The following is a 13,649-nucleotide window of genomic DNA, read 5'->3' as shown; positions in this document are numbered from 1 at the left end:
AGTTACGTGCCGGGAGGTCAGAGTAGATCATTCGCGAGGCTGGACCAGCATTGCGGCGGTTACAGCAGTGTGGCCGCCGCTGTGATGCTGAGCACGTGGATCGACTCGTCGCTGATGCGGAAGCGGATATTGAGCTGGTGCAGGCTGACCCCGTACTCGCGCTCGGGGTCGCGCTGGTAGGCGGGTCTCGGATCGCAGCGCAGCAGCTCCTCTATCTGTGTCGTCAGCGGCTGCTGCTTGAGTCGACTCTGCTCGTTGATCGCCTGTTGCGCCTGCTCGCTCCAGTGTATCGGCAGGTCCAGGGTTTCGATCTTTTCCGCCAGTGCAAACTGAGCCTCGGGGATAATATCGGCGTAGGGCAGGTAGGGTTTGATATCGAGAATCGGCGTGCCGTCGAGCAGATCCGCGCCGGCCACGTCGAGCAGGATGCGGTCCCCGTCCTGGCGAATGCCGTTCAACTGCACGGGGGAAAGGCCGATGGGATTGGGGCGAAACGGCGAGCGGGAGGCAAACACGCCGAGGCGTTTGTTGCCGCCGAGACGTGGCGGTCGTACCAGTGGCTTCCAGCCCTGCTCGGCGGTGGCGCTGAACAGAAAGATCAGCCAGATATGGCTGGCCTGCTCCAACCCGCGTACCGCTTCCAGTGAAGCAAAGGGCGGGTAGAGCTCGATGGTTGCACTCAGCGAGGGGGTCAGCCCCGGCTGGCGTGGGATACCGAACTTCTCGTCAAAAGCGCTGTGGATCACGCCGATGGGCTCAAAATTGATCGGGGTGCTCATGGGTTTCCTCAGCCAATCAGGGCGTCGAACAGCAGCTTGCTGCCGGTGACAAACAGAAAGATGAAACAGATGCGGTAGAACCACTTCTCGTCGATGCGGTGGTGCATCCAGTAACCGAGCCGCACCCCCACCGGTGCCAGTACCGCCAGCACGGCGGCGGTGCTGAGGTTGGCCAGACTGAACTGCCCGAGCAGGGCATAAGGTATCACTTTCAGATAATTGATCGCTGCGAACATGATGATCGTGGTGCCGATATAGATGCTCTTATCCAGCTGCAGCGGCAACAGGTAGATATTCAGTGGCGGTCCGCCGGCGTGGACGCTGAAGCTGGTGAAGCCGGTCACCCAGCCCCAGAAACTGCCGCGGGCCAGGCTGGGCTCTTTCGCTTCCCGCCGCGCCGGCCTCAGCCAGTAATTCAGTGTAAACAGCACGGCGATGCTGCCGACGATGAATTGCAGGCTGCGCTCGCTGAGATAGCTGAAGCTCAGCGCGCCGACGATAATGCCGACCAGTGAGGCCGGGATCAGCACTTTCAGCAGGCTGAAGTCGCCCTTGCCGCGAAAGCTCCAGAGCCCTACCAGATCCATCAGGCAGAGAATCGGCAGCATGATCGCCGCTGCCTGCACCGGACTGATCACCAGTGACATCATCGGTACGGCGAGCAGACCCAGACCACCACCGAAGCCACCCTTGGAAATGCCGACAATAAGTATTGCCGGCACGGCGGCGAGGTAAAACCAGGGATCGGTGATCATGCGTGTTCAGGTTCCTTGTGCAGGTGGCTGCGGTCCTGAACCGGCAGTGTTGAGCTCCAGTGGCTGGAGGCTTTTTCCGCCTGCTCGGCCAGGCGCTGCAGCTGGCTGATCGCATCCAGCAGAGACATGCTCTCGGTGTTGTCCATGCGCCCACTGACCGCCTGCTCCAGCAGCAGGCTCTTCAGCTGTTGGTAGATCCCCTTTACTTCGCGCATCAGCTGATGGGTCTGATAACCCTGGCTGCTGCTGTCTTCACGGATCTCGGCCAGGTCGACCAGGCGGATGATCGCCTGCTTGAACTCGAACAGGCTGTTCTTGACGCTGGCATCCTGAATGGCATCGAACTGTGGATAGTACTCCGGCAGGGCAGCACTCAGGCGGGCCATTTCACTGAAATAGCGCGCCACGCGCAGGGAGATCGGCAGCGTCTCGCTGATCTCCGGGTTCAGGTTCTGCCGCGCCAGTTCCTGGTTGAACTCGGCAATTTTGCCGACCAGCTGGTAGATACCCTGGGCCTCGGCTTCGATCTTATCCCGGGAGGCGCTTTCGGCGCTCAGTGCCTCCTTGGTCAGGCGGGTGCAGTGCCGACTGACGCGGGCCAGTTCCTGGTTCATCGCCTCCACCGCGAGAGAGGGAGTGGTGATGATGTTCTTATCCAGATGGCGTGGGCGCGCCTCGTTCTCCTCCAGGCTGCGGAAACGGTTGTTGAGCATCTTTTCCATGCGATCGGTCAGCGGCCAGATCATCGCCACACCGGTGAGGTTGAACAGGGTGTGGAAGAGTGCCAGCAGGCTGACCAGGTCGAACCGGCTGGCATCCAGCTGGTCGAGCCAGCCCGCCAGCAGCATCAGGAAAATCAGTCCCACTGCGCCGGTGAGCAGGTTGAAAATTACGTGGGCGGCGGAGATGCGCTTGGCATTGGGAGTGGCGCCGATGGCGGCGATCAGTGCAGTGGTTGTGGTACCGACGTTGGCGCCGATCACCAGTGCGGCGGCCGCAGACAGGGTAATGGAGCCGGTGTGGACCAGTGACAGGGCGATGGCCATAACGGCCGCGGAGGCCTGCATCAGGAAGGTGAGCAGGAAACCAGCGGCGACAAAGATCGCCAGGGCCAGCGGGCCGTGGCCGATGCTATCCAGCGGAATGTTCTCCGACAGGCCATCAAAGCTGGCGCGCAGGAAATCGAGGCCGATAAAGAACAGGCCAAAACCGGCAACCGCCGTACCGATGTGGCCCATACGCCCGTTTTTGCTGATCGTGCGCAGGGCGATGCCGGCGCCAATCATCGGGAGCGCGAAGGCGCTGATCTTGATCTTGAAGCCGATCAACGCCACCAGCCAGCCGGTCATGGTGGTGCCGATATTACAGCCGTAAATCACCGCGATAGATTGTCCCAGTGTCAGCAAGCCCGCGTTTACGAAGCCCAGTGTAGCCACTGTCACCGCACTGGAGGACTGGACCGCGGCCGTGATCAGTGTGCCGGAGAGCAGACCGCGAAGGCGGGAGCGGGTGGCTGCCTCCAGCGCCTGTTTCAGGGAGCGTCCCGCGGCCTGTTTAAGGCCCGCCGTCATCAGTTGCATCCCCAGTAGAAAGAGGCCGATGCCACCGACCAACTGGCCAATCATCTCTAGTGTCATTTCCCTGCTCCGCAAACGAGTCTGTCCAGACGGACAGTTTACCAGATGTTGTTTTTATTACCGTTTATCAATTGGATGGCGTTCTTGCCAGAACCCATACCTGGACCTCGTTCGAGCCCGCTTTTTTCAGCAGTTTTGCCAGCTCATTGGCGGTGGCGCCGGTGGTCAGGATGTCGTCAACGATTGCAACGCGCTCAGGCACACGACCACTCAAGGCAAAGCTGCCTCTGAGGTTGATGGCGCGGGACCGGCGATCCAGTTCCGCCTGGTGGCCGGTTCTGCGGACCTTCCTGAGAGTGCTGTGGCTGACGGGGATATCGAGTCGTTTGCCCAGCTCGCTGGCCAGCAGTGCAGCCTGGTTGAAGCCACGCACGGATTCCTGCCAGGGGTGCATCGGCACCGGCAGCAACAGATCGGGCGGGGTTTCGATCCGCTCCTGCAGCAACCCGGCCAGGGTAGCGGCCAACCCGCCCAGCAAAGCGGGGCGGCGGTGGTACTTGATGCCGGGAATCATCTGGCTGAGTGGAAAGGCATAGCCAAAGGCTGCGATCACCCGGTCGAAACCGGGCGGCGAGGTCTGGCAGCGACCGCAGGGCTGATCGGGCGGGATTCGGGGCGAGCGCGGTTCGGCGCAGCGGGGACAGCAGCCGATCAGCCAGGGGAGGTCGGCATGACAGGCATCGCACAGGCCGCTGGCGCCGGCAGTATGCAGGCGGCAAAGAAAACAGGGTTGGTTAAAAAATAATCTAAGGTAGACCTTGCTGTTTTTCATAAGTTGACAGTTCCTTCTGTCTGTTTATGATTTGCGTCCAATGCCAATTCAAACCGGGGAGCCACACCCAATGCAAACCCACGCTGAAGTACGCCACGACTGGACAGAGGCGGAGATCCAGGCGCTGTTCGACCTGCCGTTCAATGATCTGCTGTTCCGTGCCCAGACGGTGCATCGCCAGCATTTCGATCCGAACGAGGTGCAGGTGAGCACGCTGCTGTCGATCAAGACCGGCGCCTGCCCCGAAGACTGCAAATACTGTCCGCAGAGTGCGCACTACGACACCGGCCTGGAAAAGCAGCGCCTGATGGAAGTGGAAGCCGTGCTGGCCAAGGCGAAGCAGGCGAAGGCGGCGGGCTCCACCCGTTTCTGCATGGGTGCAGCCTGGAAACACCCCACTGACCGTGACATGCCCTATGTACTGGAAATGGTCAAAGGCGTAAAGGAGCTGGGGCTGGAAACCTGCATGACCCTGGGGATGCTGAAAGAGCATCAGGCCGATCAGCTGGCCGAGGCCGGACTGGACTATTACAACCACAACCTGGATACCTCGCCGGAGTTCTACGACAAGATCATCACCACCCGCACCTACCAGGATCGTCTCGATACCCTGGGCCATGTGCGCGATGCCGGGATGAAGATCTGCAGCGGCGGAATTCTTGGCATGGGCGAAACCGCCAACGACCGTATCGGCCTGCTCAAACAGCTGGCCAACCTGCCGCAGCAGCCGGAATCGGTGCCGATCAATATGCTGGTTAAAGTGGAAGGCACGCCGCTGGAAAATGTCGAAGACCTGGACCCGCTGGAGTTTGTCCGCAATATCGCGGTAGCGCGAATACTGATGCCGAAATCCCATGTGCGTCTCTCAGCCGGTCGCGAGCAGATGTCCGATGAGATGCAGGCGATGACCTTCTTCGCCGGCGCCAACTCGATTTTCTACGGCGAGTGCCTGCTGACCACACCGAACCCGGAAACCAACCGCGATCTGCAGCTGTTCAAGCGCCTGGGCATCAATGTGGAACAGCGTATCGAGCAGACCGACGCCGAGCAGGAAGAGGCGATCGCCCGCAACCTGCAGGCGCGCCAGGACGATGCACTGTTCTACGACGCGGTGAACTGATCCCGATGTCCTTCGATCAGCTGGAAGTGGCGCTGCAGGAGCGCCGTGATGCCCACCTTTATCGCCGCCGTCGGCTGCTGCAGTCGCCCCAGGGGCCGGAGGTCAGCGTCGATGGTCAGGCTTGCCTTGCGTTCTGCTCCAACGACTACCTGGGTCTGGCTAACCACCCGGCCCTGAAGCAGGCGATGATCGAGGGCGTCGAACGCTTTGGGGTCGGCGGTGGTGCATCCCACCTCGTGATGGGACATTCCAGCGCTCATCATGAGTTGGAAGAGGCGCTGGCTGAGTGGACGGGACGGCCGCGCGCGCTACTGTTCTCCACCGGCTATATGGCCAATCTCGGTGTTATCAATGCACTGCTCGACAAGCAGGATGCCGTTTTCGAAGACCGGTTGAATCATGCCTCACTGCTCGATGGCGGCCTGCTCTCCGGCGCCCGTTTCCAGCGCTACCTGCACAACGACGCCGCAAGCCTGCAGCAGCGTCTGGCAAAGAGTGATGCCCGTCGCAAGCTGGTGGTCACCGACGGTGTGTTCAGTATGGATGGTGATATAGCGGATCTGCCTGCACTGGCCCGTACCACCCGCGAAGCTGGTGGCTGGCTGATGGTGGACGATGCTCACGGCATGGGTGTGCTGGGTGAGACAGGCGCTGGCTGTGTCGAGCAGTTTGGCCTGAGTCAGTCCGATGTGCCGGTGCTGATGGGTACGCTGGGTAAGGGCTTCGGTACAGCTGGTGCGTTTGTCGCCGGCAGCGAAGCGCTGATCGAAACGCTGATCCAGTTTGCCCGCAGTTATATCTACACCACCAGCATGCCGCCGGCCGTGGCCTGGGCTACGCTCGCCAGCCTGAAACTGGTGCGCGAAGAGAGCTGGCGCCGGGAAAAACTGCAGTCACTGATTCAGCGTTTCCGCCGTGGTGCACAGCAGCTGGGTTATGAGCTGATGGCCTCGGAAACGCCGATTCAGCCGATCCTTGTTGGCGATGCCGCCGAGGCGATGCGTCTCAGCGAGGGGCTGGAAGCCCGAGGACTGTTTGTATCCGCGATCCGTCCGCCCACGGTGCCGGTTGGCAGCTCGCGGCTGAGAGTGACGCTGAGCGCGACACATACCGAGCAGCAGGTCGATCGTCTGCTGGCGGCGCTTGAAGAGTTGCGCGGAGGTGTGGCGTGAGCCTGCATGTTGAACGCTACGGGAGTACAGGTCCGGAACTGGTGCTGCTGCATGGCTGGGGACTCTCCAGCGCAATCTGGGCACCGGTGGTGGAAAGGTTAAGCCGGCAATACCGTCTGACGCTGATCGATATTCCTGGCCTGGGCCGTTCCCCGGCACTGGATACCGGCTCGCTCGATGCGCTGGCCACTGCGCTGTTGGCGCAGGCTCCGCAGCGGGCCATCTGGGTCGGCTGGTCTCTCGGCGGCGCACTGGCATTGAAGGTTGCCAGCCTGCAGCCGGCGCGGCTAAGTGCACTGATGCTGGTAGCGGCAACGCCCTGTTTTGTGCAGCGCGAAGGCTGGCAGCCCGCCATGGATCCCGCCCTGTTCGACGCCTTTGCCGAGGGTGTGGCGCACTTGCCCGCTAAAACCCTGGGCCGCTTCGCCATGCTGCAGACCCAGGGCAGCCAGAGTGCGCGCACTGAGCTGAAAATGCTGAAACAGGTGATAGCTCAGTCGGAGCCTGACAACCTGGCTGGCACGCTTGAGCTGCTGCGCGAGGATCTGCGGGCTGAACTGGCCGAGCTTTCGGTGCCCGCAAGCCTGGTGCTGGGGCGGTATGATCAGCTGGTCCCCGCTTCATTGGCGGATGCGGTTGTGCAGATCAATCCAGCTATCGAGGTACAGAGTTTCGAGGCTTCGGCGCATCTTCCGTTTCTTAGCGAACCGGAGCACTTTGACGAGGCTCTGGCCAGTCTGACAAGGCGGACCTGCCTATGACCGCCATGCTTAGAGACAAGCGGCTGGTGGCCAGCTCTTTCAGCCGCGCGGCGGCGACCTATGACAGCGTTGCCGGGTTACAGCGTGATACCGCCGACAGGTTGCTCACCTGGCTGCCGGATATGGAGCCAGAGGTGGTGATGGATCTGGGCAGCGGCACCGGTTACGCCTCGCCGAAACTGAGGGCGCACTATCCACAGGCGCTGCTGCTGAGTCTGGATCTGGCCGAAGGGATGCTTGCCTATGCCCGCGGTCAGCATCAGCTTGCGCAGCATTGTCAGGTTTGCGGTGATGCAGAGCAGCTCCCGTTGGCCGATAACAGCGTTGATCTGGTGTTCTCCAGCCTGGCGATCCAGTGGTGTGAGCGTCCCGAGCTGCTGTTCGCCGAGCTTAGGCGGGTGTTGAAGCCCGGCGGCCGGGTGATTGTGGCAACGCTGGGGCCGGCCACACTGGCCGAATTGAAGCAGGCCTGGGCCGCGGTGGATGCAGACCGTCATGTGAATGAGTTCTGGCCACTGGCGCGGATCCAGGATGCCGCGAAATCGCTGCATCAGGTGGAGCAGCAGACGCAGCTCCGAGTGCTCGAATATGGCAAACTTGGCCAGCTGATGCATGAGCTCAAGGCGCTGGGTGCCCACAACGTCAATGCCCGCAACCATCAGGGGCTCTCAAGCAGGACGCGGCTGAAGACCCTGACCCAGGCTTACGAAGGCATGCGTCTGACATCCGGGAGCCTGCCGGCGAGTTACGAACTTTATTACTGTCACTGGAGAAAACCGCAGTCGTGAAACAGACCTTTTTCATTACCGGAACCGATACCGATGCAGGCAAAACGCTGGTCAGCGCCGGGATGCTGCACCACGCCAATGAGCTGGGGCTGAGAACCATTGGGCTGAAGCCTGTTGCCGCCGGCTGCGAGGATCGGGGGGAAGGGCTGCGCAACAGCGATGCGGAAATTCTGCTGCAGACCGCCAGCGTAAAGCTGGCCTATCAGCAGGTTAACCCCGTTGCGCTGGCAGAGCCGATGGCACCCCATGTGGCGGCGCAGCGGGAAGGGCGCAGTCTCAGTGCCGATCGTATCGCCGCCTACTGCCGTGGCGCACTGATGCAGCCTGCCGACTTTGCTCTGGTGGAGGGTGCCGGTGGCTGGCGTGTGCCGTTGAGCAGCCGTGAAATGCTGTCGCGCATCCCGCAGCTGATGGAGCTGCCGGTGATACTGGTGGTGGGTATGAAGCTGGGCTGTATCAGTCATGCGCTGCTGACCGCCGAGGCGATCTCCCGCGATGGCCTGCAGCTGGCCGGCTGGGTAGCCAATGTGGTGGATCCGGAAATGGCGGTACTGCAGGAAAATATCGATACCCTCAAAGGGGCGTTGCGCGCGCCGCTTCTGGGCGTGGTGCCTCATCTGGAAAGCCCATCGGCAGAGCAGGTTGCCTCGCATCTGGATCTTGGGGCCATAGGTGTGTTTAAAAAGTGAACACCCTGGGTTTTTAGCGCTATACTGGAACCCGCGATGGAGATCAGGGCGGGTGGCCGTTAATGTCGGCGACCCGTTGGCGATGGTTTGGATGCGCGATCAATTCACAGGTGCGTTAATGATCAATGGTTTGACAGCTCAGAACGCGGCGCTTTATGCGACCAACCGCAGCCTCGATGGCGTTCAGCGAGCTTCCAGTGATCTGCAGGGCAGTGGGCAGCCCGAGTCACCGGAGCAGGCTTCCGGCGTGACAGCGAACCCCAGCCTGCAGGAAGCGGTGGTGGATGCCAGCGCACCGGCGGCCACTACCCAGGTCGTTGAGGAGGCTGCCGACGCGTCCGAGGCGCTGGGGCTGAGGCTGGGACAGAGCGTGGACACCTTTGCCTGAGGTCGCAACGACGCAGGCTACTGACAGAGAAATTTCGTTCAACTGAGTTCAGGTGAGCAGGATGATTACGGCGATAAGTTCGTACAACTCCTTTTCACGATGGTCTGGTTCGGAAAATACGCAGACCAGGGGCTCGGACGACCCTGAATCGAAAGAATCGTCACCTTCCGGTAACAATTTATCCTCTACGACTTCTTCCTCTGCTGAGAGCCGCGATTCTGATCTGAGTACCGGTCAGCGGGTCAGTGGCACCGCCTCGGCCACGCAGGCAGACCTGAATCTGCAGGATCAGCAAATTGTTCAGGCGCTCAGCGCCCGGGATCGTGAGGTGCGCACTCATGAGCAGGCGCATCAGAATGCCGGAGGGGCGCTGACGGGTGCTGCTTCCTACACCTACGAGAAAGGCCCCGATGGTCGTCTTTACGCCGTTGGGGGCGAAGTCAGCGTACAGATGCCGAGCAGAAGCGGCGACCCTCAGCGTGATATAGAGAGAGCGCGGCAGGTGGCTAGTGCCGCACTTGCTCCGGCGGAGCCTTCCGCTCAGGATCGGCGCGTAGCCCAGGCGGCCCGTCAGGTGATCAATGAGGCCCAGGCCGAACTTGCTTCCATTGATCAGCAAGAGGTTAAAAACCCCCTCGCTGGTGAGGAAGCGCCTGAGCAGGCACAGACAATGTCTGATCAGGCAGCGGCTCCAGTACAGAGTCCGGCACCCGTCCAGACGCCTGTCGCTGAAAGCGCTGTGTCTAGGATATCTGCAGCCGAGTCTGAGCTGCCCGGCAACGCTAGCGAGCGCCACGATGCGCTGGCCGGCAGGCTTGGGGAGTATTTTGATACATTGCAGCAGCAGGACGCAGCGCGTAGTCAGCGACTGGCCGAATACCAGGCATCGAGAGAGGAGTTGAGCCAGCGTCTGCGCGAGTTCAACCAGAAACTGGTCGATATGGGTGTACTCAATCCTGACTACTATATCGGTGCGGTGATCAACGATCAGGCCTGATCGTTCAAAAACTTTTCCACAATACGGTTAAAGGCGGCCGGCTTTTCCGCGTGGAGCCAGTGCCCCGTTCCCTCGATAATCTTGAAGCCCGCGCCGGGAAAGCGCGCCTTGATGGCATCGGCATGCTCGGGTTTCAGGTAGTCTGAGTCACCACCCTTGATAAACAGAGTCGGGCCTTCGTATTGTCCTTCCCTGGGGGCTGCTGATATTTCGTGATATTCACGGTGCAGGGCCTCCAGGTTCATCCTCCAGGCAAAATTGCCCGCCTCGTCCCGCTGCAGGTTTTTCAGCAGGAAGGCACGGATACCAGGAATCTCTACATGCTCTGCAAGCTGTTTGTCGGCGGCGGAGCGTGACTTCAGTCCATCCAGCTCGACGTTAAACAGACCCTGAAAGACGTCATCATGATGACGGCCATAGGTGACCGGTGCGATATCCGCCACGATCAGCTTCTGCACCCGTTCGGGGTGATCCATCGCCAGCTGCATCGCCACCTTGCCGCCCATGGAGTGACCGAGCAGCATGACCTGGTCGAGCTGCAGGCTGTCCATCAGCTCGATCATATCCTCGGCCATCAGGTGATAACTGAACCTGTCGCTGTGGGGCGATGCGCCGTGGTTGCGCAGATCGGCGGCGATGACATCGTACTGCCCTGACAGCATCTTGATCTGCGCGCCCCAGTTCTCCCAGGTGCCGAAGAGACCGTGCAGAATGATCAGCGCAGGCCCCTGGCCGGTACGGTGGTAATTCAGTTGCATAGGGCCTCTCCTTGAGTGCTTGCCTGGTGGAAGTGCGGTTTACAGAACGTCGATCAGTTCAACGTCGAAAACCAGGGTAGAGTAGGGCGGAATGCCACCCGGTGAACCCTGAACGCCGTAGGCCAGCTGATAGGGGATGTACAGCTTCCATTTGGAGCCGGCGGTCATCAGCTGCAGAGCTTCGGTCCAGCCCGCGATGACGGCGCCCACCGGGAACTCCGCCGGGGTACCGCGCTGGTAGGAGCTGTCGAATACTTTGCCGTCAATGAAGGTGCCGTGGTAGTGAACGCGTACCTTGTCGCTGGCGGCCGGTTTGGCGCCGTCTTCGCTACCTGCTTCGACCACTTCGTACTGCAGGCCGGATTCCAGGGTGAACACACCGTCGCGCTTGGCGTTTTCGGCGAGGAACTCTTCACCGACCTGAATGGCGGCCTTGGCTTCCTGCTCCTGCTTTTCGCGCAGGCGCTGGTTCAGCTCGTTGAATGCGGCGGTCAGCTCTTCGGCGCTGACGCGCAGGCCTTCGCCGTTGAATGCATCACGCAGGCCGGCGGCGGCCGCTTCAATATCCACGCCGTCGAAGCCGTTCTGAGCCAGTTGGTCGCCCATCTGGCGGCCGATGCCATAGCTGGCGCGTTGCTCGGTAGTTTCCAGAGTCAGTTCGCTCATTGTTGTCTCAATCAATTGCTTGGTTTGAAGCGCGAAAGGCTATCACAGCCCCGGTTTTATTTCCCCTCGACAAACAGCAGCGGGTCGACCCGGGTGTTATTCAGGCTGACGCTCCAGTGCAGATGGGGCCCGGTGACCCGGCCGGTGGCGCCGACGCGGCCGATCGGGTCACCGGCGTTGAGTTGATCGCCCATTGCCACATCGATGGCGCTCATATGGCAGTACATCGACGTCAGGCCAAAGCCGTGGTCAAGGATGACCGTGTTGCCGTTAAAGAAGTAGTTGCCCACCGCCACGACTTCTCCGGCCGCCGGTGCTGATATTAGCGACCCGGTCGGGGCCGCAATGTCCAGGCCGCTGTGCGGTTTACGCGGTTGTTCGTTGAAAAAGCGGCGCAGGCCAAAGGCGCTGCTGAAGCGTCCTTCAAGTGGCAGTGCCATCCTGTCTGCCACCTGGTCAGGTGCCGACCAGCGCACAAAGGCGGCGTTCATCTCCGCTGACTCGCGCTTCCAGCGGGCCAGAGCTTCGGGGTCAGGGTCCACATGACGCTTGTTGGGCACGGTCAGGTACTGCGACTCGTACTCTTTGGGCGCGATGCTGAATGTGAACGTTTGACTGCCAAGTGTCAGCGCCTGGGCTTCAGCGGGGTTGGCACTCAGCGGGATACCGACCACGGCGATCCAGTCCGCATTGTCGGTGCTTTCCTTGCTTGCGACGACCATGACACGCTGGCCGGCATAGTGGGCGATCGGGGCTAGGTCGCTGTGAATACCCGTGAGCGGGATCAGCGCGATGCCGCCGGGGATCCGCGCCTCCTCCGGTAACGCCTGGGCCAGGGAGGGGATAAGGCCGAGACTCAGCAGGGCGGTGCCCAGAGCGTTGCGCCAATTGATCATGTGCTCTCCTCATCGATTCGGTCGATCGTACATTGCAGGCGTCCCCTGTGAAGCCGCGCTTCGACAGCGTCGCCCACCTGGACCCGCGCACTGTCTGTTACCGCTTGCCCGGTGCTGTCCAGCAGGATCGAGTAGCCGCGCTCCAGCGTTGCCAGGGGGCTGACGGAGTGAAGTTTCCCGCTTTGTTGTGCCAGGCGCAGCCGGCTGCGCTCCAGGTGCTGCTGCATCAGGCGCGGCATCAACTGATCTATCTGGCTCAGGCGTTCGCGGTGTTGAGCGATCCGGTTTAGGGGTGTCACCCGTTGCAGCCGGCGCTGCAGCTGGTCAATACGCGCGCGCTGGAGCTGTATATGCCGTGTGGTCGCGCGGGTCAGGCGCAGTTCGAGCCGGTCCAGCGCCTGCATATGTTCTCGCACCTTGTCGCCCGGGTGGCGCAGACGCTGGCGGGCCGCGTTCACCTGCTGGCGTTTCTTCTCCAGCTGCCAGCGCATGCGGCTTTGCAGGCGGCGCTGCAGTTGCTGCAGGCGCAGGTTCAGTGCGTGCCGGTCGGGACTGAGCAGTTCCGCCGCCGCCGACGGGGTTGGCGCGCGCTGGTCCGCCACCAGGTCGCTGATGGAGATATCCACCTCGTGACCGACCGCGGAAACCACCGGGATCGGTGAGTTGAGGATAGCCCGGGCCACCGCCTCTTCATTGAAGGGCCAGAGATCCTCCAGCGAGCCGCCACCGCGACCGACGATCAGTACGTCACAGGCGGCGTGCCGGTTGGCCAGCTCGATCGCCCTGACGATCTGTGCCCTGGCCTCCTGCCCCTGAACCGCCGTGGGGTAGAGGGTGACAGGCAGGCCGGGAAAACGGCGCTTCAGCACCGTCAGGATATCGTGGATAGCGGCACCGCTGGGCGAGGTGATGACACCTATATGTTTCGGGTGGGTCGGCAAAGCGCGCTTGCGGCCCTGCTCAAATAGCCCCTCTTTCTGCAGTTTTGCCTTCAGTGCTTCGAACGCCTGCTGCAGTCGGCCGAGGCCGCTCTTCTCCATGCGTTCGCAGATCAGCTGGTAGTCACCGCGTCCCTCGTAGAGGCTGACGCGGGCGGTGACGACCACCTCGTCACCTTCACGCGGGACAAAGCCGGTCGCCAGGTTGCGGCCCCGGAACATGGCACAGCGTACCTGGGCCCTGCTGTCTTTCAGGGTGAAGTACCAGTGCCCGGAAGAGGGGCGGGCAAAGTTGCTGATTTCGCCGATCACCTGAATCGACAGGAAGGAGTTTTCCAGCAGCGATTTAACCTGGCGGTTCAGGGCGCTTACAGACAGCGCGCGACTGGATGCGGCCAGGGTGTGGGAGGATATAGTCATGGCGTTCATTCTACCGCTGTTTTTTCCTGAAGGGGCAACGGACTTTCTATTGTAAATATCGCCAGTTAAATTGTGATCAGCGGGTGATTTCTGTAGAATTGCTCGTTTCATTT

15 protein-coding genes are annotated in these 13,649 nt (G+C 61.3%); 7 read left to right on the top strand and 8 right to left on the bottom strand.

The features are described 5' to 3' along the window. Window positions 1-59: 59 nt before the first annotated feature. The 4 genes from tsaA to ACQUQP_RS17800 form a co-directional block, all read right to left on the bottom strand. On the bottom strand, window positions 60-779 hold the full coding sequence (tsaA, locus tag ACQUQP_RS17815) for a tRNA (N6-threonylcarbamoyladenosine(37)-N6)-methyltransferase TrmO (RefSeq protein WP_432696380.1): 720 nt from the start codon (window positions 777-779) through the stop codon (window positions 60-62). Window positions 780-787: 8 nt separating this feature from the next. Continuing rightward, window positions 788-1,534, bottom strand: coding sequence for a sulfite exporter TauE/SafE family protein (locus tag ACQUQP_RS17810; RefSeq protein ID WP_432696379.1), 747 nt, complete (start codon window positions 1,532-1,534; stop codon window positions 788-790). Beyond that, complete coding sequence (locus ACQUQP_RS17805) at window positions 1,531-3,171, bottom strand: Na/Pi cotransporter family protein (RefSeq protein WP_432696378.1); 1,641 nt, start codon at window positions 3,169-3,171, stop codon at window positions 1,531-1,533. The genes ACQUQP_RS17810 and ACQUQP_RS17805 overlap by 4 nt, the downstream gene beginning before the upstream one ends. A gap of 67 nt (window positions 3,172-3,238) precedes the next feature. Next, window positions 3,239-3,943: a ComF family protein gene (locus tag ACQUQP_RS17800; protein WP_432696377.1), complete on the bottom strand. Its 705-nt coding sequence runs from the start codon at window positions 3,941-3,943 to the stop codon at window positions 3,239-3,241. A 70-nt stretch (window positions 3,944-4,013) separates the two neighbouring features. Between ACQUQP_RS17800 and bioB the strand changes: the two genes are divergently transcribed. From bioB to ACQUQP_RS17765, 7 genes are all read left to right on the top strand, one after another. Next, window positions 4,014-5,063, top strand: a complete 1,050-nt coding sequence (gene bioB / locus ACQUQP_RS17795; RefSeq protein ID WP_432696376.1) for a biotin synthase BioB — start codon at window positions 4,014-4,016, stop codon at window positions 5,061-5,063. Window positions 5,064-5,068: 5 nt separating this feature from the next. Then, complete coding sequence (bioF, locus tag ACQUQP_RS17790; RefSeq protein WP_432696375.1) at window positions 5,069-6,235, top strand: 8-amino-7-oxononanoate synthase; 1,167 nt, start codon at window positions 5,069-5,071, stop codon at window positions 6,233-6,235. Continuing rightward, a complete protein-coding gene (gene bioH / locus ACQUQP_RS17785; protein WP_432696374.1) occupies window positions 6,232-6,996 on the top strand; it encodes a pimeloyl-ACP methyl ester esterase BioH in 765 nt (254 codons plus the stop codon). The genes bioF and bioH overlap by 4 nt, the downstream gene beginning before the upstream one ends. After that, complete coding sequence (bioC, locus tag ACQUQP_RS17780) at window positions 6,993-7,784, top strand: malonyl-ACP O-methyltransferase BioC (RefSeq protein WP_432696373.1); 792 nt, start codon at window positions 6,993-6,995, stop codon at window positions 7,782-7,784. Before bioH ends, bioC begins: the two co-directional genes overlap by 4 nt. Further along, on the top strand, window positions 7,781-8,473 hold the full coding sequence (gene bioD / locus ACQUQP_RS17775) for a dethiobiotin synthase (protein WP_432696372.1): 693 nt from the start codon (window positions 7,781-7,783) through the stop codon (window positions 8,471-8,473). The genes bioC and bioD overlap by 4 nt, the downstream gene beginning before the upstream one ends. A 118-nt stretch (window positions 8,474-8,591) precedes the next feature. After that, window positions 8,592-8,861: a hypothetical protein gene (locus ACQUQP_RS17770; RefSeq protein ID WP_432696371.1), complete on the top strand. Its 270-nt coding sequence runs from the start codon at window positions 8,592-8,594 to the stop codon at window positions 8,859-8,861. 61 nt (window positions 8,862-8,922) lie between these two features. Next, entirely contained in the window at window positions 8,923-9,858 is a 936-nt protein-coding gene (locus ACQUQP_RS17765) for a putative metalloprotease CJM1_0395 family protein (RefSeq protein ID WP_432696370.1), read from the top strand. On the opposite strand, the gene ACQUQP_RS17760 is transcribed toward ACQUQP_RS17765, so the two are convergent. From ACQUQP_RS17760 to xseA, 4 genes are read right to left on the bottom strand one after another with little or no spacing between them, the layout of a single operon-like run. Next, on the bottom strand, window positions 9,849-10,616 hold the full coding sequence (locus tag ACQUQP_RS17760) for an alpha/beta fold hydrolase (RefSeq protein WP_432696369.1): 768 nt from the start codon (window positions 10,614-10,616) through the stop codon (window positions 9,849-9,851). The two genes, ACQUQP_RS17765 and ACQUQP_RS17760, sit on opposite strands and share 10 nt — an antisense overlap. 39 nt (window positions 10,617-10,655) lie before the next feature. After that, window positions 10,656-11,282: an FKBP-type peptidyl-prolyl cis-trans isomerase gene (locus ACQUQP_RS17755; protein ID WP_432696368.1), complete on the bottom strand. Its 627-nt coding sequence runs from the start codon at window positions 11,280-11,282 to the stop codon at window positions 10,656-10,658. A 56-nt stretch (window positions 11,283-11,338) separates the two neighbouring features. Beyond that, window positions 11,339-12,178: a peptidoglycan DD-metalloendopeptidase family protein gene (locus tag ACQUQP_RS17750; RefSeq protein ID WP_432696367.1), complete on the bottom strand. Its 840-nt coding sequence runs from the start codon at window positions 12,176-12,178 to the stop codon at window positions 11,339-11,341. Then, complete coding sequence (gene xseA / locus ACQUQP_RS17745; protein ID WP_432696366.1) at window positions 12,175-13,536, bottom strand: exodeoxyribonuclease VII large subunit; 1,362 nt, start codon at window positions 13,534-13,536, stop codon at window positions 12,175-12,177. The genes ACQUQP_RS17750 and xseA overlap by 4 nt, the downstream gene beginning before the upstream one ends. Between the last annotated feature and the right edge of the window lie 113 nt (window positions 13,537-13,649).

Source organism: Marinobacterium sp. YM272, assembly GCF_050908845.1.
GTDB lineage: Bacteria > Pseudomonadota > Gammaproteobacteria > Pseudomonadales > Balneatricaceae > Marinobacterium_D.
The sequence above is the reverse complement of the archived record's forward strand: the minus strand, read 5'-3'. Positions and strand labels throughout refer to the sequence as shown.